The organism is Nocardioides immobilis, assembly GCF_003515065.1.
Taxonomy (GTDB): domain Bacteria; phylum Actinomycetota; class Actinomycetes; order Propionibacteriales; family Nocardioidaceae; genus Nocardioides; species Nocardioides immobilis.
The window spans coordinates 147688-166910 of record NZ_QXGH01000020.1 but is presented as its reverse complement, the minus strand read 5'-3'; the positions used below and the strand labels follow the sequence as shown (position 1 = coordinate 166910).

The 19223-nt window shown below is 70.3% G+C and carries 18 protein-coding genes; 8 read left to right on the top strand and 10 right to left on the bottom strand.

Annotation, left to right across the window (positions count from 1 at the left end; all coding sequences use genetic code 11):
* Positions 1–129 precede the first annotated feature (129 nt).
* Positions 130–699: an anthranilate synthase component II gene (locus D0Z08_RS17060; RefSeq protein WP_118926444.1), complete on the bottom strand. Its 570-nt coding sequence runs from the start codon at positions 697–699 to the stop codon at positions 130–132.
* An 11-nt stretch (positions 700–710) separates the two neighbouring features.
* Positions 711–2636 (bottom strand): anthranilate synthase family protein, encoded by a 1926-nt coding sequence (locus tag D0Z08_RS17055; RefSeq protein ID WP_118926443.1) that lies wholly within the window; start codon positions 2634–2636, stop codon positions 711–713.
* Positions 2637–2638: 2 nt separating this feature from the next.
* Here D0Z08_RS17055 and D0Z08_RS17050 point away from each other — a divergent pair, with 2 nt between their 5' ends.
* The 3 genes from D0Z08_RS17050 (at position 2639) to D0Z08_RS17040 (ending at position 6677) form a co-directional block, all read left to right on the top strand.
* On the top strand, positions 2639–3820 hold the full coding sequence (locus D0Z08_RS17050; RefSeq protein ID WP_245994053.1) for a carboxylate-amine ligase: 1182 nt from the start codon (positions 2639–2641) through the stop codon (positions 3818–3820).
* Between the two features lie 378 nt (positions 3821–4198).
* A complete protein-coding gene (locus D0Z08_RS17045; RefSeq protein ID WP_118926442.1) occupies positions 4199–6040 on the top strand; it encodes a hypothetical protein in 1842 nt (613 codons plus the stop codon).
* A 205-nt stretch (positions 6041–6245) separates the two neighbouring features.
* Positions 6246–6677, top strand: a complete 432-nt coding sequence (locus D0Z08_RS17040; protein ID WP_118926441.1) for a hypothetical protein — start codon at positions 6246–6248, stop codon at positions 6675–6677.
* A gap of 2 nt (positions 6678–6679) precedes the next feature.
* On the opposite strand, the gene D0Z08_RS17035 is transcribed toward D0Z08_RS17040, so the two are convergent.
* The 3 genes from D0Z08_RS17035 to D0Z08_RS17025 form a co-directional block, all read right to left on the bottom strand.
* A complete protein-coding gene (locus D0Z08_RS17035; RefSeq protein ID WP_220454225.1) occupies positions 6680–6988 on the bottom strand; it encodes a hypothetical protein in 309 nt (102 codons plus the stop codon).
* Between the two features lie 68 nt (positions 6989–7056).
* Positions 7057–7320 carry a ribbon-helix-helix domain-containing protein gene (locus D0Z08_RS17030; RefSeq protein ID WP_118926439.1) on the bottom strand — a complete coding sequence of 88 codons (264 nt, stop codon included), beginning with the start codon at positions 7318–7320 and terminating at the stop codon, positions 7057–7059.
* A gap of 24 nt (positions 7321–7344) precedes the next feature.
* Entirely contained in the window at positions 7345–9069 is a 1725-nt protein-coding gene (locus D0Z08_RS17025) for a CHAT domain-containing protein (RefSeq protein WP_182481355.1), read from the bottom strand.
* Between the two features lie 933 nt (positions 9070–10002).
* Between D0Z08_RS17025 and D0Z08_RS17020 the strand changes: the two genes are divergently transcribed.
* On the top strand, positions 10003–11502 hold the full coding sequence (locus D0Z08_RS17020) for a S8 family peptidase (RefSeq protein ID WP_118926437.1): 1500 nt from the start codon (positions 10003–10005) through the stop codon (positions 11500–11502).
* A gap of 50 nt (positions 11503–11552) precedes the next feature.
* Here D0Z08_RS17020 and D0Z08_RS17015 read toward each other — a convergent pair whose 3' ends face one another.
* Genes D0Z08_RS17015 through D0Z08_RS17005 form a run of 3 tightly spaced genes read right to left on the bottom strand, consistent with a single transcriptional unit; the run spans position 11553 to position 13234 of the window.
* Positions 11553–12164 carry a hypothetical protein gene (locus tag D0Z08_RS17015; RefSeq protein ID WP_118926436.1) on the bottom strand — a complete coding sequence of 204 codons (612 nt, stop codon included), beginning with the start codon at positions 12162–12164 and terminating at the stop codon, positions 11553–11555.
* Between the two features lie 15 nt (positions 12165–12179).
* Positions 12180–12650 carry a carboxypeptidase-like regulatory domain-containing protein gene (locus D0Z08_RS17010; RefSeq protein WP_118926435.1) on the bottom strand — a complete coding sequence of 157 codons (471 nt, stop codon included), beginning with the start codon at positions 12648–12650 and terminating at the stop codon, positions 12180–12182.
* Entirely contained in the window at positions 12650–13234 is a 585-nt protein-coding gene (locus tag D0Z08_RS17005; protein WP_220454224.1) for an RNA polymerase sigma factor, read from the bottom strand. Before D0Z08_RS17005 ends, D0Z08_RS17010 begins: the two co-directional genes overlap by 1 nt.
* 147 nt (positions 13235–13381) lie before the next feature.
* Between D0Z08_RS17005 and D0Z08_RS17000 the strand changes: the two genes are divergently transcribed.
* Together D0Z08_RS17000 and D0Z08_RS16995 are read left to right on the top strand one after the other, a co-directional pair.
* The gene (locus tag D0Z08_RS17000) at positions 13382–13768 is read left to right on the top strand and encodes a hypothetical protein (RefSeq protein ID WP_118926433.1); all 387 of its coding nucleotides are present in this window, start codon (positions 13382–13384) and stop codon (positions 13766–13768) included.
* Positions 13765–14025 (top strand): response regulator transcription factor, encoded by a 261-nt coding sequence (locus D0Z08_RS16995; protein ID WP_118926432.1) that lies wholly within the window; start codon positions 13765–13767, stop codon positions 14023–14025. Before D0Z08_RS17000 ends, D0Z08_RS16995 begins: the two co-directional genes overlap by 4 nt.
* Positions 14026–14039: 14 nt before the next feature.
* Here the strand turns inward: D0Z08_RS16995 and D0Z08_RS16990 are convergent, their stop codons facing one another.
* Complete coding sequence (locus tag D0Z08_RS16990) at positions 14040–16247, bottom strand: HelD family protein (protein ID WP_118926431.1); 2208 nt, start codon at positions 16245–16247, stop codon at positions 14040–14042.
* Between the two features lie 104 nt (positions 16248–16351).
* Here D0Z08_RS16990 and D0Z08_RS16985 point away from each other — a divergent pair, with 104 nt between their 5' ends.
* Positions 16352–16927, top strand: coding sequence for a hypothetical protein (locus D0Z08_RS16985; RefSeq protein ID WP_118926430.1), 576 nt, complete (start codon positions 16352–16354; stop codon positions 16925–16927).
* Positions 16928–16936: 9 nt separating this feature from the next.
* Here the strand turns inward: D0Z08_RS16985 and D0Z08_RS16980 are convergent, their stop codons facing one another.
* On the bottom strand, positions 16937–17518 hold the full coding sequence (locus D0Z08_RS16980; protein ID WP_220454223.1) for a TetR/AcrR family transcriptional regulator: 582 nt from the start codon (positions 17516–17518) through the stop codon (positions 16937–16939).
* A gap of 67 nt (positions 17519–17585) precedes the next feature.
* Here D0Z08_RS16980 and D0Z08_RS16975 point away from each other — a divergent pair, with 67 nt between their 5' ends.
* Positions 17586–19133, top strand: a complete 1548-nt coding sequence (locus D0Z08_RS16975) for a DHA2 family efflux MFS transporter permease subunit (RefSeq protein WP_118926428.1) — start codon at positions 17586–17588, stop codon at positions 19131–19133.
* The last annotated feature ends 90 nt before the right edge of the window (positions 19134–19223 follow it).

Below are 19223 nucleotides of genomic sequence, written 5' to 3'. Positions count from 1 at the left end.
GGCCCGAGCCTGGCTCGGTGTGATCTGGCGCTGCTGGCAGAACGACACCGCCTACGACCCCGACCAACACGGCGCCCTCAGAGCACTCCTCGACGCCGCTGACGCGGCCTGACGTTGACACAGGGCTGCTCATCGGTGCTCCAGGAAGTTGGCCAGCATCGCGACCCCGTGCTCGGTGAGGATCGACTCGGGGTGGAACTGCACGCCCTCCTGCGGCAGGTCCACGTGCCGCACCCCCATCACCGTGTCCCCGGCGGTCGCGGTCGGCGTCAGCACGTCGGGCAGCTTCACGGCGGCCAGCGAGTGGTAGCGCACCGCCGCGAAGTCCTGGGGCAGCCCGCGGAAGAGGCCAGCGCCGTCGTGCCGGATCCGGGCCACCAGACCGTGGGCGGGCACGGCACGGTCCACGACGCCGCCGTACGACGTCACCATCCCCTGCATCCCGAGGCACACCCCGAGCACCGGCCGGCTGCCGTCGAGCAGCACCTCCCGGCCGACGGAGAAGTCGCGGAGCTCGGCGGGATGCCCGGGGCCGGGCGAGAGCACGACGTACTCGTGGCGCAGCACCTCCTCCGGCCCGCACTCGTCATGCTGGACCACGGTCGGCAGCACGCCCGTCACGCCGGCGATCAGGTGCACCAGGTTCTGGGTGTAGGAGTCGTGGTGGTCGACCACGACGACGTCGGGCGCGCGGGCCATGCCCCCACCACTCAGCCGGCAGGCAGCAGGACGGCGGAGACCAGGTCGTGGACGATGTCCCAGCCGCGCTCGGTGAGGATCGACTCGGCGTGGAACTGGACGCCCCGGTAGTGCGGCCCGGCGAGCGCGTTGACGTCGCCGGTCGCAGGATCGGCCTCGACGCTGACGCCCTCGGGGAGCGCCGCCCCGGTCGAGACCCGACCGACGAAGGTGTTGTAGAACCCCACCCGCTCGCGGCGACCGTCGACCACGACCTCCGACTGGGTGCCCTGGAAGACGATGTCCTTGTAGGCCAGCGGGATGCCCAGCTGGTGGCACAGCGCCTGGTGACCGAGACACACGGCGAGGAACGGCCGCTCCGCCTCGAGCAGGGAACCGACCGCGTGCCGCAGCGACGCCATCTTCGTGTCCTCGTCGTCACGGGGGTCGCCCGGGCCGGGTCCGACGATGACGAGGTCGTAGCCGTCGAGGCAGCCAGGCTCGTAGTCCTCGTGCCGGACGACGGCCGACGTCATGCCCATCACCGCCAGCAGGTGGCGCAGCATGTTCACGAAGTCGTCCTCGCCGTCGAGGATCACCACACTCTTGCCGGCCAGCCGCGGGTCGGGCGGCGTACCGGCCTGGTCGTTCAGCCAGAAGCCGCTCAGCCGCTGGTTGCGGGAGTTGAGCGCGATCAGCACGTCCTCGTCGGCGACCAGCGTCGCGACGTCGACGGTCGGCACCGGCGCCCGGTCGACGAGCCCGAACGCCGACAGGATGCCGCCGGCCTTGGCGTGGGTCTCGGCGACCTCGTACGCCGGGTCGGAGTCGCGCACCAGCGTCGCGCCTGCCGTCACCTTGAGCCGGCCGTCGAGGTCGACGTCGGCGGTGCGGATGACGATCGGGCTGTCGATGACGTGCTCGCCGTCGGCGTCGCGACCGAACAGCGCGAGCGCCGAGGCGTAGTAGCCGCGGCCCTCGGGCTCGTACTGCTTGATCAGCCGGACGGCGTTCTCCACCGGCGACCCGGTGACCGTGGCGGCGAACATCGTGTCGCGCAGCACTTCGCGCACGTCGCGGGAGGTGCGGCCGGCGAGGAGGTACTCGGTGTGGATCAAGTGCGTCATCGGCTTGAGGAACGGCCCGAGCACCTGGCCACCCTCGTGGCAGATGTCGCACATCATCTTGAGCTCCTCGTCGACGACCATGAAGAGCTCGTAGATCTCCTTCTCGTCGCGCAGGAACTCCGCCAGCCGTACGTCGGTCCCCCGGTCGTCGCCGGCGGGCGGGCGGAGGTGGAAAGTGCCCGAGATCGGGTTCATCCGGACGTCGCCGCCGTGCACGCTGACGTGCCGCTCCGGGCTGGCGCCGACGAGGTAGCGGTCGCCCGTGAAGAACAGGAACGTCCAGTAGGCGCCGCGCTCCCGCTCGAGCAGCCGGCGGAAGACGGCGAGCGCCTTGTCGGCGCCCCAGTCGGCGACGACCGCACGGTAGGTGCGCCCGACGACGAGGTTCGCGCCCTCCCCCTGGCCGATCTCCTCGGAGATGATCTGCTCGACGACCTTGGCGTAGTCGTTGTCGTCGAGGTCGAAGCCGCCACGGTCGGAGAAGTCCACGCCGTCGTCGTCGATGGCGTCGACGATGTCGGCGACGCTGAACTCCTGCTCGGTCTCGACGTCGACGACCACCAGCGGCGTGCCGTCGTCGTGGACGTCGAAGCCGCGCTCGGCCACCTGGCGGAACGGTACGGCGACCAGCCGGTCGCACTGCCGTCCCGGAGGCGGCGGTCCGTCCTCGAGCGGGATGTCCATGATCGAGTCGGCGACCCATCGGCGACCGCCGAGGAGGCCGACCGTGTCGCGATCACCCGCCCGGGTGGAGCGCCGGATGATGGCCCACGCCTCGTGCCCCTGGATGGCCGCGATGGCTTCCCGGGCAGAGGTGGTGGGATGAGTCATGGGTGAAGCCTAAGCGGATCACGCCGAGCGCCTCGGGGTACCTCGCAGCAGTGGAACCGCGGACGATCGGCATCGAGGAGGAGCTGCTCCTCGTCGATCCGGCGACCCGGCACGTCTCTCCGCGCTCCCAGCGGGTGCTGCAGCAGGCCACCCACCGACGTTCGCACAGCCCCGACAGGTCCGAGGAGGACCTCGACAAGGAGCTTTTCCGGCACCAGCTCGAGACCCGCACGCCTCCCGCCGCGGACATCAGCGAGGTGCGCGAGCACGTGGTCGCCCAACGGCGGGCCGCCGCCGGGGCCGCCGAGCGGGCCGGCGTCGTCACGGTCGCGTCCGGGACCAGCCCGGTGGCGACCGGCGAGCTGCGGATCACGCGGGACGACAGGTACCTCGCGATGGTCGCGCTGTACGGCGAGATCGCCCGCACCGGCGGGATCTGCGGCATGCACGTCCACGTCCAGGTCGACTCCGACGAGCAGGGGGTGGCGGTCATCGACCGGCTGGTCCCCTGGCTGCCGGTTCTGCTCGCGATCAGCGCGAACTCGCCGTACTCCCAGGGCCACGACACCGGCTACGAGTCCTGGCGGTCGCAGGTGTGGGCGCAGTGGCCGAGCGCCGGCCCGACGGAGCGGTTCGGCTCGCTGGAGGTCTACCAGGAGGTGAGCCGCCGGTTGATCGCCACCGGCGCCGCGCGGGACCGCGGCATGCTCTACTTCGACGCCCGGCTGTCGGTGGAGAACCCGACGGTGGAGGTGCGGATCTCGGACGTGTGCGCCGACCCGGACGACGGCGTCCTGATCGCGGCCCTGGTGCGCAGCCTGGTGATGCGGTTCGCGGATGCGGGGCCCGACGCCACCGACACTGGCACCTGCCCGCCCTGGCGCGCCGAGCTCCTGCAGGCGGCGCAGTGGCGGGCGGCCCGATTCGGCCTGTCGGACCGGATGCTGAGCCCGACCACGGTCGAGCTCAGCCCGGCGCGCGAGGTGCTGGCGCAGCTCGTGGCGACCGTGCGCGACCAGCTCGAGGCGTGCGGCGACACCGCCTTCGTCCACGACGGACTCGAGCGGGTTCTGGCGGGTGGCGGAGCGAGTCGCCAGCGTGCGGCGTACGAGCGCAGCGGCGGCGACATCACCGCCGTCGTCGACGACCTGGTGGTCCGCACCAACGCGTGTCACCGGAGGTGACGGCCTCGGGATCCGGCAACAAGTGCAGGTCGTGCGCGACGGCCCGGGTCACCGGCTAGCATCAGTGGTGTCCTGCCCGACCGGGCATCACGCCAAGTCAGTACGGAGCCTAGGTGGAATCTGCGCCCGCGTACGAACCGGGCCCCCTTCCGAACGTCTTCTACATCGGCATGGGCAAGCCGGTTCGACCCTCATCCACAAGCTGTTCCTGAGGCACCCGGACATCTGTGTGTCCGAGGACTCAAGGAGCTGAACTTCTTCGGCAACTTCCAGCACTGGAGCAAGGGCGCCGACTGGTACCGCCACCGCTTCAGGAACCACACCGGTGAGCGGTTCGTCGCCGACATCTCGCCCGGCTGCCACATCAAGCCGAAGACCATGGATCGACTGGAGGAGACCGTCGGGACCGACGTCCGCCTGATCTTCACCTTCCGGCGGTTCACCGACTTCGCCTACTCGCGCTACCTCCAGAAGGCGCGCTCCCGGCGGCTGGCGGCGACCTTCCTCGACGAGCTCGAGGGCAAGGGCAAGGGCAAGGGCAAGGGCAATTTCTACCACCCGCTGGGCGAGCTCCTGGAGCGCTACGTCGAGCAGTTCGGGTCCGAGAACTTCCTCTTCATGGAGTACGAGAAGCACTTCAAGCGGGACGCCCCCCAGTTCGAGGAGAAGATCTACGACTTCCTCGGCCTGCCCAACGACGTCTCCTACTACAGCTCCGACGCCGACGAGAAGGTCAACGCCGGCTACACCCCTCGCTTCGTCCACGCCAAGGACGGCGACTACGAGGAGGAGCGCGACGGCGCCGTCTACCGCGTTCCGAAGGGCACCCTGGTCTACTGCAACGGCCGCGGCTACCAGAACCCGCACTGGGACGACCCCTCGCCGCAGGTGATCGAGGAGGCCGCCAAGTGCGAGTCGCTGTGGACCAAGACGATGGACCGCGAGCTCTACCAGTACGTCCAGGAGAAGTACACGCTCCCGCTCGCCGAGGACGTGAAGGCCAGGCTGGGCATCGACCTGTCGTACTGGGACATCGAGCCGCGCGGGATCGCGTACGTCGACGCCCCCTGCCGGACGCCTACATCGTGTCCGGCGGGACGGACGTGCACGCGACCGCGCCGTGGGGATGAGGTAGTCGTGCACGCTGTCATCGTCGGCAACTCGAACTGCGTCTTCCGCTTCGGCTTCAGCAAGATCGTGACCGAGCGGCTCGCGGCCGAGAACATCGATGTCTACAACCTCTCCATGGGCGGCAGCTGCTCGCTGTTCCACGTGCACATGTGGAACCAGCACCGCCAGCTGCTGGAGACGGCCGACCTCGTGATCCTCGATTCGATGATCATCGACATCTACCACCGCAGGAAGGCCGCCCTCTCCGCGGACCAGGTCGAGCGCTCCATCAACGACATGTACGCCCCTCTACAGCACGCTGCCGGGTCGGGTCGTGTCGGTGTTCTTCCCCTCGATGGCCTACGTGCGCTCGTTCCGGGACCTCGACGTCTACGAGTTCCACCGCAAGAGCTCCCAGCTCCACGGCATCGACGTACTCGACATCTACGCCGAGGTGGACAAGCACCAGGGCGAGCTCGACGACGTGTTCATGAAGGACAGCCACCTCCACCTGAAGTACTCCACGAAGATCGCCGACCTGCTGTGCGACCACCTGCTGTCGGAGGGCGAGCTCACCGACCGCGGGCCCGGGCCCGACCGCCGGGTCGTGGTGGATCCCTACCAGTCGCTGACGCTCGACGACCCCTCTTCTTCGACCTCGCGCGGGTCACCCACCAGTCCAAGCACACGACCCGCACGGTCGCCGAGCTCGAGGGTTCGATCCCGTTCCGGCGCTTCGCCGGCCTGTCGGCGATGGGCGTGTTCCAGTGGAACAAGGGTGGCGACGCGCGACTGGCCCTCGACGGCCTCGACGGCCTCGACGAGCCGTTCGTCAAGCAGCTGCGGGGCGGGTTCGCGGTGTTCGACGCGTTCACCGCCGAGCCGGTCGTCGGTGACGAGACCGAGGTCAGGGTCGCGAGCGACGACGAACCACCGTCCGAGCCGCCGTACAAGGAGCCGTCCGACGGAGCCCTGATGAGTCCGCACCTGATGGGTTTCCTGTTCCGGCAGCCCGGCCAGGAGATCGTCCTGGAAGGGGGACCGCGCTCGGCCGTCGAGCTCACCCCGGTCATCGAGGACCGGATCTTCGGGCCGGCAGCGGACGCCTGAGCCGAGGCGCCTGCGGCCGGAGCGTCAGTCCTGCAGGCTCAGCGCCTGGACCGGGCAGGCCTGGACGGCGGCGTAGACGGAGACCAGGTCAACGTCCTCGACGACGCGCCGCCGGCGGGCGGGTCAACCTCTCGGCCCGAGTGGCCAAGGTCGGGCCTGCCGTTTGGCGTCCCGCACAATCGGGTGCATCTGTCAGCATCGGAGGATGGGACCCAGTGAGGAGCACACCCGCCCGGACGGCATCGACGACCTGACCGTCGAGGCGCTCGGCAACATCTCCGAGGCGCTCGAGGCGGTCGAGATCGCGCGCGGCCATCTCTACGCGTTCCACCGGCTGTCCGGCACCGCCGACTTCACGCTGGGGAGGGGCGTGCAGCAGCTGCGCGAGGCGGGTCATGGTGATCTCGCCGACCGGTTCGAGCGGGAGCTCGTGGGGCGCAACGTGCTCGACGGGCGGTGGACGTTCCAGATCGTCGAGGAGTACGACGACGGCTACTACGCGCTGTTCAAGTCACTCGAGGCGTCGGCTCGGGACGAGCTCGTCGGCGGGCGGCGCCACCTGTACGAGGCCGAGCTGAAGGAGGCGCGTCGTACTCATGGCCGGCCGGGGCACGAGGCCGAGCCCGGCGACGACTGAGCTCAGACCTCGATCAGACTGAGGGAAGGATCGACAGCTCGGATGTCGTCGGGGTCGGAGGTCATCACCGCGTGGCCGTGGAGGCGCGCGTGCAGCGCGACGTGGACGTCGACCACGTCGGCATGGCCGGTCAGGCCGATGAGCACTCCGACGGCCTTGGCCGTGTCGGGATCGAGGTTGCCCAGCGTGACCTCAGACTGGTCCATGAACGCGGCCAACCTCGCCTGGCGCGGCCCGCCACGCCAGACCTGCGCAAGCACGCCGGGCACCACATGGATCGCCCGGCCGTCCGCGAGGGCTTGATCCACCATCGATCGGACTGTGCTGTCGCCCCGCTCGATCGCGATGAGAGCTCCGGCGTCGAGCGTGAGATCTACGATCACTGAGGCTCCGCGTGCCGCGCCGCCATCTCCCGATCGACGCGGGCCAGTTGTGCCTTCGCCCAGGCGCGGTCTGCCGCACTGGGCGGGCCGAGCTCCTCGTCCCACTGGCGGAGCAGCGCTTTGAGCCCGATCGGCGGCGTCTTCTCCTGCAGCGCCTCGGCCACGTACGCCGACACCGACGGCGCCTGTCCGTCCTCGACCGCCCGCTTGACCTGCTCGACCAGGTGGTCGGGCAGGCTCACGGTGATGCGGGTCGTCATACTGTGATCATACTCCGAGCTCGCTTAGACGCCGAGCGCGACGAAGGCGGCGGCGGTGCCGGCGGCGACCGGATCGGCGGCTGCTGCTCGGCGGACGTGAAGCAGCGCGGTCGCCGGGTCGTCGCCTCGGACGAGGCCGTCGTGGAGGCCGACCATCAGCCCGGCGGTCGCCGCGTCGTTGACCTCCGCGACGCTGCAGACCAGGCCGGCCGTGCCGATCGAGAAGAGCGCAGCCGCCAGGCCGAGTAGCTCCTGGGCGCCGACGGGGGCGAGGACACCGGACTCGCAGGCGGAGAGCACGACGCGGTACGGCGCGGTGGTGAGTCGTTCCAGGTCGTGAACGGTGAGGGGTCCGTCGGCGAGGTCGAGGGACGAGAACAGCGGGCTGTCGGCTCGGAACCGCCCGTGGGTCGCGAGGTGGGCGAGGTCGGCGCCGTCGAGGGCTGCCAGGACGTCCGCCACGGTGGCCTGCGGACCATCGAGCAGTACGGCGTCCGCGAGCCGTCGGGCGAGGACCGGGACCTCGGCTCCGCCTGACTCGAGGTTCGGCCCGGCGACCAGCAGGGTGCGGCGCGGGGTCGGTCGCCGTACCTCTCGGGCGCGGAGCCACTGCCCCGCCGACGGCACCACGCTGAACGGCCGGTCGTGCAGGGTGGGCACGAGCGACCAAGCCAAGCCGTGGAGGCGGGCGGTCGGGGCGAGGGTGATCGGGCCGTCCGGGATCAGGCGTGCGGCGTCGCCGAGAATCGCCTCCTGGAGGCGGCGGCCGATGTCGGCCGTGTTGGCCGGGCGGCCGCGGGAGGCCCGTCGGAGCAGCATCGACGCAGGCCCCAGCAGGTCGTTGACCTCAGCCGTGGTGCCGGCAACCCGGCGGCGGACGCGGCCGTTGTGAACGACGAGCACGTGCAGGGTGCCGTCGACATCGACCAGCTCGACCAGGCACCCGTCGCCCACGCCAGCCACGATCTCCTCAGCAGTCGCGGGCCGCTGCGGGTCGGTGTCGGCCGCGGACTGGGTGTGGCTCTCGGTGCGGACCGCCCGCTCCAGGCGCAGCCGCTCCTTCTCCAGATCCTCCGTCGGCTCGCCCGCCTGTCGGGCTTCCGCGAGGCGGCGGCCGTTGTCGCGCAACGCCGCGAGGGAGGCGGGGATGGTCGCCGCGTCTGACGTCGCGGGCGGCTGGGCGAGAGCAGTGGCGCGGGTGCGCTCGCTCCAACGGAGGAGGGAGCGCGGCTCGTGCGCGGCGTGGCGGAGGGCAATCTCGGTCAGCTCGCGGCCGTGGGTCGTCGCCAGAGCCCGCAGCTCGGAGCTCCCCATCAACCGCCGGTGCTCGTCGATCGCGTCAAGGCCCGCACCGCAGGCGCGGAGGACGCCGCCCCGGTCTTCGCACTCCTCCCGCTCCAAAGCGCCAGCCAGGTAGGCGCTTGCCCGCACGAGGCCGTTGGGACGATGGCGATAGGTCGCTGCTCTGCGCCAGAGTTGGAGGCGCTCGTCACCGCTGGCGATGCGGCCGGCGGCAGTCAGCGCGACAGGCGCCTCGTCGGCGCGCTCGAGATGGAGTGCTTGCGCCGTAGGAAGGGCATCTCGGGAGAGGCTGACCCGACGGCCAGCCAGAAGACCCGCCCGAACCTCGATCAGACGCGCCCGTGCTTCGTGCCAACCCCGTCCCTGGCGCGAGAACACCGATCTCGCACGGCGTGCCGCGGTTCTCGCGCGCTCGGGCTCATCGGCGGCGAGCATCGCGGTCGCCATCAGCAGATCGAACTCTGCTTGTTCTAGTGCAGGTAGCGACGTCCCGTTGAGTCTGTCCTCAAGCATGGCCACCGCTTCGTCTGCCAATCCAGCCGCTAGGTATGCGGAGGCATGCGCAGCCGTTCCAACGAACCGCATCGGACGTCCTGCATCTCGATAGCCATCGACGATTGCGGCGTAGCGCGTTAGTGCTCCGACCAGGTCACCCCGAGCCATGGCGATCTCAGCGAGGTTCTCCATCGCGGCCAATACGTCGATTGAGTCCGTCCGCAGAAGGACCCGTTCGGCGAGTAGCGATTCGCTTTCGGCGACATCAATCCGGCCCTGGCAGAGCTCGATGAAGCTGAGCCAGATCCTCGTTCGCCCCTCCCAAACGAGATCGCGACTGCGGATGATCTCCTTGAGCGCGGTTCGCATCACAGGCAGAGCCTCATCGTGGCGGCCGAGCAGGACCAAGGCCCCCGCTTTTCGCATCCGGATTCGCGCCCCGCTAGGTCCAGTCGCTCCTGTCAGCGCCTCATCGATCTGCTCCAGGCCGGCCCGGGTGCGACCCGCGAACACCAGGGTGGCGCCGTAGGTCGCCTGGACATCTCGGACCCGTGCATCGTCGCCAGTACGTCGCGCAGCACGGAGACCCTCCCTCAACTCCCCAAGAGCCTCCTCTGACCGTCCCATGTGCCGAAGCACGATTCCCCGACTTTGGTGCGCGTAGGAGCGTGCGGCTGCGTCTGTCCCCTTAGCGGTCAACTGAGCCGCTTGACGAAGGGCCTCATCCGGATCCGCGAACGCCAGTTCGAGCAGTTCCTCCAGCATCTGCGCCTCGAGTAGTCGGGGTTTCCCCTGTTTACGGGTCTGACGGAGCGGGACTACGTTAGCGCCGCGCGCGGGACTCGGCCCGGAGCCCGCCCCCTACCTGCCCCCGCGAGGAGCATCATGACCGAGTCCCCCCGACCGACCTTCTCCCTCCGCGACCTATTCGAAAGGATTCGATTCCGCCTTCCGTGGTCTCCGATCAAGCCGCCGATCGCCAAGCCGGACCCCCCTCGCGTTGACGCCGAGCGGCTTCGAAGTCAGGTCGCGGTCGTCCGGCGGGCGTTCCGTGAAAACGGCGACGTCGGCGTGGCCGCGCCCGATGGCCCGTACCTCGCCAAGGACGACGCAGACGCAAACTTCCTGTTCCGACCGGGGATTGCCCTCGTTCGTGACAACACCGACGACCAGCGCTACTTCGACGAGTTCGTTGACTTCTTCACACGTAGGGACGATCTCTTCGGCGGCCGGGCGCCCGTGCGCAGGGAGGACGTCCGGTTGCCCGATGGCCTTGTGATGGTCGATATGCCCTCTCGTTCTGACGAGGCCGATTCCGTGCTCGTCACCCTCGACGAGATCGACAAGGAGCGCCGCGCACAGTTCGGCGACAGGGAGAGGTCGAACGAGGACGACGAGGAGGAGGACAAGGAGCCACCGGTGCTGGCACAGCCCGACCACGTCCTGTACGTGACCGGCCCTGTCGGCAACCTGTGCCCGGCAATCGAGCCCGAGCGGCCACGCGAGACCGGGCCGTGGCCCCCGGTCAATCCGGACGGGCAAGTCGGCGACGGCGTGCGCGTGTCCGTCGTCGACACCGGCTGGTGGACTGCTGCCGCTTCACACCCGACCACGAAGCAGTGGGTCTCCGACGTGTACGCCGACAAGGAGGACGAGGAGCACCTCAACGGGACAGAGATCCACGAGTACGCCGGTCACGGCACCTTCGTCGCTGGGGTGATCAAGTGCCTGGCGCCGGCAGCCCGCGTCGAGGTCGAGGGCGTGTTGACCCACGGCGGTGCGGTCTCCGAGTCGGAGATCTGCGAGCAGCTCAACGAGGCGATCAACGAGAACGACCTCCCCCAGCTGATCAGCATCTCGGCCGGCTCGCGCACCCTCAACAACAACGGCCTGCTCGGGCTCGAGATCCTGTTGGCCACGAAGGGCGTCATCAAAAACGTCAACACGCTCGTGGTCGCCGCGGCGGGCAACGATGGTGATGACGAGAAGTTCTACCCCGCGGCGTACCCCTGGGTGGTCGGCGTCGGCTCGGTCGACCCGGACAGGAAGCGGTCCAAGTTCTCCAACTTCGGCAAGTGGGTGAAGGTCTACGCCCGGGGTCGCGACCTCGTCAACGCGTTCCCGGTCGGCACCTACACCTGTCACTACCCGGAGAACAAGAACCCCCAGACCCAGAGCGGGACTCCGGAGGTTCGCCAGTTCGACGGCTTGGCGCGGTGGAGCGGTACGTCGTTCGCCGCACCCATGGTGACCGGCGCCATCGCGGCGCACATGAGCGCGACCGGTAACACCACCCATCCGTGGAGGGCCTACAACGAGCTCACCACCGCCGCCGCGGCCGCTGGACCCGGCCCCGACGGGAAGCCGATCATCGGCCCCCTTTAAAGGCTCGTTGGCTCGCGCTGCGTCGGCAGTATTCGCCGACGGAGCGCGAGTTAGTCGATGACGTTGTGGTCCGACGTGATCTCGAGGTCGGCGAAGTCCTCGATCTCCTCGCCCCGGTCGTTGAACGTTGCCGATGTCTCCAGACCGACCAGCGGGTCGGCCACCAGAGCCCGAACCAGCGCGAGGGCGGCTCTCGACGGACGGCCAAAGATCTCCACCAGGACGTCCCCGCGCGCGGCGCTCTCGGCCCGGCCGAGGTAGACCGGCGTACGTGGGCCGACGCGCTTCTTCTCCACCACTTCGCTGAAACGTGGTCCGACCGTGCAGTCGACCTGGACAAAGCCGTCGTCGCCACCGCACGTGCTCCTTCCGGGCGATTCCTCGGACACCAGCACGAAGACGCTGGAGGCGTCGGGTCCATGCAGGCCGATGCTGACGAGGAGCCTTCCGCCCTGACCGGACCCGGAGACCGACGTGATGTCCGACTGTTCGACGTGCGCCATCATCGCGGCCGCGAGCCCGCGCGCGGTCGCGTCCTCGCGGCCTGGGGAGTCTGCGGACGTCGTGGGTTCATCGGCATCCGGCTCTGTCCCTGACTCGCACCCGCTGAGCAGCACCAACGCGGCCAGGCTCGCGGCGACGGACCCCCGGATGTTCAGCACAGGCGCAAGGTAGCCCTAGATCGTCGCCCAGGGCGTGGTGAGCGACCAGCCCTCACGGGTGACCACGAACCGCGCCGGCCCGGGCTCGACACCGTCGAACCGGAAGAACCCGGAAGCGTCGGCCTCAACAGAGCGGTCGTCGGCGTCCGGACGTTGCAGGGTGACCGTGGCGGGGCCAGCCCCAGCGTCGTCGACGACCTCGCCCAGCAGGGCGTCGCCGTCGACCTCGATCTCGAGGGTGATCGCGCCGCGGACGAAGGTCAGGGTGCGCGGGGCTCCGGAGGGGCTGCCGCTGGAACGGACCGCGGCGCCGGCGTCGAGCGCGGAGTCGTGGAGCAGCTCGGCGAGCTCGGCGTCGACGGTGCGCCAGGTGAAGGCCATCCGCGCGGCGTTCCGGCGGCGGTCGGAGACGGCCGCCTCTTCCTCAACCGCGGCCGCGAGCTCGGCCATCAGCTCGTCGTCGTTGAGCTCGTTCGGGTCAGTCATCACACGACACCCCCCACCGGGTCGGGTCCGAGACCGCGCAGGGCGCGGGTCCGTCGTAGCTGTTCGAGGGCGCGGGCGCGCGTCGGCCCGATCGAACCGATCGGGATGTCGAGCCGGGCACTGATCTCGTCATAAGCCAACGGGGGGTCGGTGAGCAGCAGGAGGAGCAGCTCGCGGCGGCCGGCGGGCAGCTCGGCGAGCGCCTCGCGGAGGGCCTGGCGGCGTTCGGCCGCGAGCAGCTCCGTGTCCGCGACATCCCCGGCGACGGCGTCGAGGCCGCCGCTGTCCTGCGGGTCGACGGGGCGGGTCCGGCTGCGGGCGGCGAGGACGCGGAGGCACTCGTTGCGGGTCGTCGTACGGATCCAGCCCGGGAGAGCGTCCGGCTCGCGCAGCGCGCCGAGGTGCTCGACCAGGCGCAGCCACACCGTCTGGCTGACGTCGTCGCCGTCGGCCTCGGACAGCCGGTGGCGGCGGATGATCGCGCCCACCAGCGGTAGGAATCGGTCGACGATCGCATTCCAAGCACTCTGGTCCCCCTCCCGCGCCGCGGGGACGAGAGTCGCGAGCGGATCTGTCGTTTCCATCAGATGCATCGTCCCGCAAAGAGGAGCATCGGCGCAGCCTTGTTGATACACGGGATTTTCCCTGTATCAGGCCAGTCCGCCTGCCGCTCCTCCTTCCGTGAACCACAGCGGTGACTCCCCACCGCACTCCCCGGAAGGACCACAGCAATGACCTGGAACGAGACCCACGCCCGGACCCGCATCTTCCGCGAGGTCGAAGCAGCCGCCGAGAAGGACATGACCGGGGCGCTGCCCTGGCGCGAGGAGTGGGCGCCGTACTTCGGCAGCCCCGAGGGCCTGCTCAAGGCGCTCCGCGCCCGCTGGATCCGCATGTGCGAGGCCCAGCTGGACGTCCGCAACGGTGAGGACGTCTTCGCAGACACCCTCAACCAGCTCCGGCGTACCCAGGCCGGCGTCCTCGCCATCCTCAGGAAGGCCAGCGAGGCGAGCGAGACGGGAGTCAACGGCGCCAAGGTGCTCGCGCTCACCGGCGCGTCGCTCGTCCCGAGCCCCCGCAAGGGCCGTCGCTTCCGGGGCGGACCGGTCCTGCCGTGACTCTCGCCATCTCGGAACCCCGGGCGCACCTGCCCGTACGGCGGCTCGACCGTCTCTCCCGGCGCGAGCTGGAGGTGCTGGAGCTGATTGCCGAAGGCTTCTCCAACGCGGCCATCGCGGCCGAGCTCTACGTCGCCGGGAAGACGGTCGAGACGGTGTGCTCGAACATCTTCCGCAAGCTCGAGCTGCACCCGTCCGACCACGTGAACCGCCGGGTGCTCGCGGTCCTGGTACTGCTGCGCGAGACCGCGAGCTGACGGTCAGCTCACGGTCAGCTGACGGTGGTCAGCAGCTGCGTCGCACGCGTGAGCACGACGTACAAGGTGGCGCGACCGGTCGCCGACTCGGCCTCGATCTCATCCGGGGAGACCACGACGATGCCGTCGAACTCGAGGCCCTTCGTGTCGAGGCCGGTCAGCACCACCACGCGGTCGTCACCCGACGGCGGCACCGACGAGTCGATCGCCGCGCGGGCGCCGCGGGCGTCGTCAGCGAGCTCCGGCCAGGAAGCCAGCCAGGCGTTGACCTCCGACCGGCGCGCGGCAGGTACGACGACGCCGACGGTGCCGTTGACCCGGCCGGCCGTGCCGACCACCGCCTCGCGGGTCGCGGCCTCGAGATCGGCCGACCCGGTGATGACCGTCGGCTCGGCACCGGTACGGCGTACCGCCTCGGGCAGGTCCGCGTTCAGTCCCACCCGTCCGGCGTACGCGGCGGCGAAGTCGTAGATCTCCGCTGAGTTGCGGTAGTTCGTCGACAGGTGGAACTCGTGGATCTGCTTGCCCTCGAGCACGGCCGCGCGCACCGCGGCCGCCTCCTCCGGCGCCGGCCAGGACGACTGCGCCGGGTCGCCGACGATCGTCCACGACGCGGTCCGGCCACGCCGGCCGACCATCCGCCACTGCATGGGCGTGAGGTCCTGCGCCTCGTCGATGAGCACGTGGGCGAAGGGGTCGTCCTCGATGCTGTGGGTCGGCGCGGACCAGGCCCGCCCCGACGGCGCGTACTCCCGGTCGGACGCGGTCATCAGCTCCTGGATATCCACGGCGCCCTCGATCAGCGACACGGGGTCGTCGCGCTCGTCGTCGGCCTTATGCGGCACGTCGCCCAGCGCGTAGCGCAGCTCGTCGAGCAGCGGCATGTCCTCGATCGACAGGTTGACGGTCGCCGTCGTACCGCTCCAGGACTTCAGCAGCAGCCGCTGCTCCTCGGTCGACAGCACGCCCTCCGCCACCCGGGCCAGGAACTCCGGGTCGCGCAGCCACGACAGCACGGTCGGGGCATCGAGCGGCGGCCACCAGCCGAGCGCGAAGTCGAGGAAGTCGTTGCGCGAGAGCATCTCGTCGTCGAACTTCTCCCGGCCGTGCTCGCGACCCCGCTCGCCCCGCACCTGGCGCCACATCGCGTCGAGCAGCGCGGCGGAGACGCGCGGCAGCTGCTTGTTGCGGCGGCCCTGGGACATCAGGTGGCGACGGACCCGGCCGAGCGCGCCGCGGTCGAGGTGGATCCGGTCGTCCCGGAAGAACACGCGGTACTCGGTCGGGCTGCCCGGCGCCTGCTGGCGCGCGGCGCGACGCATGACCTCGGCCATCCGCTCGGAGCCCTTGACGTCGGCCACGGCGGGCTCGTCGTGGCGGGTCGCCCGGAAGCCGTCGACGACCTCACCGAGCGAACGCAGCGCCACCGCGGTCTCGCCGAGGGACGGCAGCACCCGCTCGATGTAGCGCATGAAGACGCCCGAGGGGCCGACGATGAGGACGCCACCGGACTCGTAGCGACGTCGCTCGTTGTAGAGGAGGTACGCCGCGCGGTGCAGCGCCACGACCGTCTTGCCGGTGCCCGGTCCTCCGGAGATCGACACGACGCCCTTGCTGGGCGCGCGGATCGCCTTGTCCTGCTCGGCCTGGATGGTGGCGACGATCGAGTGCATCGACCGGTCGCGGGCCCGCGAGAGCTGCGCCATCAGCGCGCCCTCGCCGACGATGGGCAGCTCGCGACCCGCGGCCTCGGCATCCGTGAGCGCTTCGGCGTCGAGCAGCTCGTCCTCGACGCCGACCACCCGCGGGCCGGTGCAGCGCAGCACCCGGCGCCGGATCACCTCGTGCGGCTCGGCGGCGGTCGCCTGGTAGAAGACCGCGGCGGCCGGGGCACGCCAGTCGATGATGAGCGAGTCGTGGTTGTCGTCACGCAGGCCGATCCGCCCGACGTACCGCGGCAACGGGTCCACAGCAGCGGTCATGTCCAGCCGGCCGAAGACCAGGCCCTCATGAGCCGCATCGAGCTGGGCGATCCGCTTCGCGGCCTGGAAGACCATCGCGTCGCGCTCGACCAGACCGCCCTCGTGGCCGAGGCGTCCCCGGGAATGACCCTCCTTGGCGAGCTGCTGCGCGGCCACTCCGGCCCGCTCCAGCTGCTGGTACACCCGGTCCACGAACGCCTGCTCCGACGCAACCTCGCGATCGACCAGCTGATCTGCCACCGATGCTGCCCCCGCTGTGTTTCCTGAACCGAGTCCTGCCGCGCTGCTCTGTTGGCAGCAAGTTCCCAACTTTACACTGATGGCCCGCCGCACAAGGATCCGCCATGTCCCGACTCCGACACCTCTCAGTCCTCCTCGTCGCGGTGGTCGCCGTGGTCGCCGTTGCGACGCCGGCGTCGGCCGGGCGCCAGACCACGACCGACGCCGCACGCGACGTCTACCGTGCCCCGGCGGGCGGCGGCGTGCCCACGCTGGCGCCCGACAACCGCACCCACGACATCGTGCGGGCGGGCACCGTCCACCGCGGTCCGAGAGTGACGCTCTGGCTGCAGGTACGGCGCCTCGCGCGCACCGACTACATCGCGAGCTGGCACGTCCGTACGCCTGGCGAGACGTGGTCGGTGCACTACGACCGCGAGGAGGGCCCGGCGATCACGTCGCTCTTCCACGGATCCGCCGAGGTGCTCGACTGCGACGGCCTGCTTGGCCGGGCGGTGCCCCGGAAGGAACGCGTGGTGGTGACGGTGCCACGAGCGTGCATCGGCCGCCCCGCATGGATCCGGTTCGGGGCCTGGATGCGCCACGAGACCCCGACCGTCAACGTGATCGACGACGCTCGCATCGACGCCGGCTTCAACGCCAACCAGCCCCGGCTCGGTCCGCGGGTCCGGCACAACTGACGGCGCGGCTCACGCCCTCAGGGCCTCGTCGAGCCGGTCGAGCAGCCGACCGAGGTCGGCGTCGCGCTGGCGTCGCGGCACGTCCCGCAACGGTCCGGTGCTGTGGAGCATCGAGAAGCCGTGGACACCGGCCCAGCAGGTCAGCTCCGCGCCCTCCCGCTTCGCCGGCGGCAGGTACCCGACCGCCAGGCACTCGTCGAGCGCGTCGGTCAGGTGCTGGTAGGGACCGGTGAGATCACCGAACGACGGACCGCTGAACGCGACGGCGAAGAGTCCGGGCTCGGCGAGCGCGTAGTCGACGTACGCCTTGCCGACCTCGCGCAGTCGTCGTCGCGCCCGCTCCACCGGGTCCTTGACCCGCACCCGCTTGACCCGCGCCAGCATCGCGGCCGACAGCCCGTCGAGGCCGACCTGGGTCACCTCGTGCAGCAGCTCGTCGCGGTCGGCGAAGTGGCGGTAGGCGGCGTTGTGGGAGACGCCGGTACGGCGGGCCACCTCGCGGATGACGATCCCGTCCGGGCCCCGCTCGCGCCCGAGCTCCACCGCTGCCTCGACCAGCGCCTCGCGCAGGTTGCCGTGGTGATAGCTCACGTGCCGCATCGTAACGCGATCCGGATTCTATGTTGACAACGTCCACATAGAGGCGCACGATGGACCTATGTTGACAGCGTCCACTTCTCGCAAGGCAGGGATCCTGATCGCCGTGTACGTCGCGGCCCTCGCGATCAACCTCGACATCACGATCGTCAACGTCGCCCTGCCGAGCATCGCGACCGAGCTCGACGCCGGCACCCGCGGCCTGCAGTGGGTCGTCGACGGCTACAACCTCGCCTTCGCCGCACTGGTGCTCGCTGCCGGCAGCCTGTCGGACCGCTACGGCCGACGTCCCGCGCTGATCATCGGGCTGCTGGGCTTCGCCGCAGCCAGCGTCGCCGGCGCCCTGGTCGACACCACCGGCGGCCTGATCGCCGCACGGTTCGCGATGGGGACGTTCGCCGCGCTGATCTTCCCGACGACGCTGTCGATCATCTCCAACACGTTCACCGACCGGCGCCAGCGCGCCGCCGCGCTCGGCGGCTGGGGTGCGGTCGTCGGCGTCGGCGTGGCCTCCGGCCCGGTCACCGGCGGCCTGCTCCTCGAGCACTTCTACTGGGGCAGCATCTTCCTCGCACTTGTCCCCCTCGCCCTCGTGGCCGCGGGGCTCGCGTTCGCACTCGTCCCGGAGTCGCGGGACCCGGCGGTGCCGGCCCTTGACCGGCGCGGGCTGGTGGTCTCGATGGCGATGCTCGGCACCCTCACCTACACGGTGATCGAGGCCCCGGAGCACGGCTGGGACAGCGCGTTCACGCTGCTCGGCTTCACGGCGTCCGCGGCCCTGGTGCTGGTGTTCGTGATGGTCGAGCGCGCTGCCGAGCACCCGATGCTCGACGTACGGCTCTTCGCCGACCGCCGCTTCAGCGCCGCCAGCGGTGCGGTCACGGTGACGTTCTTCGCGCTCTCCGGCTTCATCTTCCTGATCACCCAGTACTTCCAGGTGGTCCGGGACTTCGGACCGCTGTCCACGGGCGCCCGGATCCTCCCCGTCGCGATCTCGATCGCCATCGCATCGGTGGCGGGCGGCATCCTGGCTCCGCGGGTCGGGACGCGCGCCGTCGTCGTGACCGGCCTGACGTTCTTCGGTACGGCGATGGCCTGGATCGCGCTCACCGTGGACGTCGACACGTCGTACTGGGCGACGATCGTGCCCCAGATGGTGGTCATGGGACTGGGCATGGGCCTGATCTCCACCCCTGCCACCGAGTCGATCATGCTGGTCCTCCCACCGGCCCGGGCGGGCGTCGGGTCAGCCGTCAACGACGCGACCCGCGAGCTCGGCGCGACCCTCGGGGTCGCGGTGATCGGCTCGGTCTTCTCGTCGGTGTTCGGTGCCCGGCTCGTCGACAGCGCGTTCGAGGCGACCGGTCGGGCCGAGGAGGCCGCCGACTCCGTGCCGGTCGCGTTCGGGATGGCCGGTGCCGACCCGGGCCTGCTGGCCGCGGTCCAGGACTCGTTCCTCGCCGGGCTTGCCACCGGCTGCACGGTCGTGGCCGGACTCTGCTTCGCTGCCGCGCTGATCGGGGCCTGGGCCCTGCCCGGGCGCCGGTTCCACGCGGCGAAGGCTGCCGACGCCGAGCTGGTCGAGGATCTCGAGCCGGCAGTCGCCTGACGCTCGTCGTACCTGAACTTTCGGCCCTGCGTGGGGCCGATTTGGGGCCGAAACTTCAGGTACGACGAAGCTGCCGGCCCGCCGGGTCAG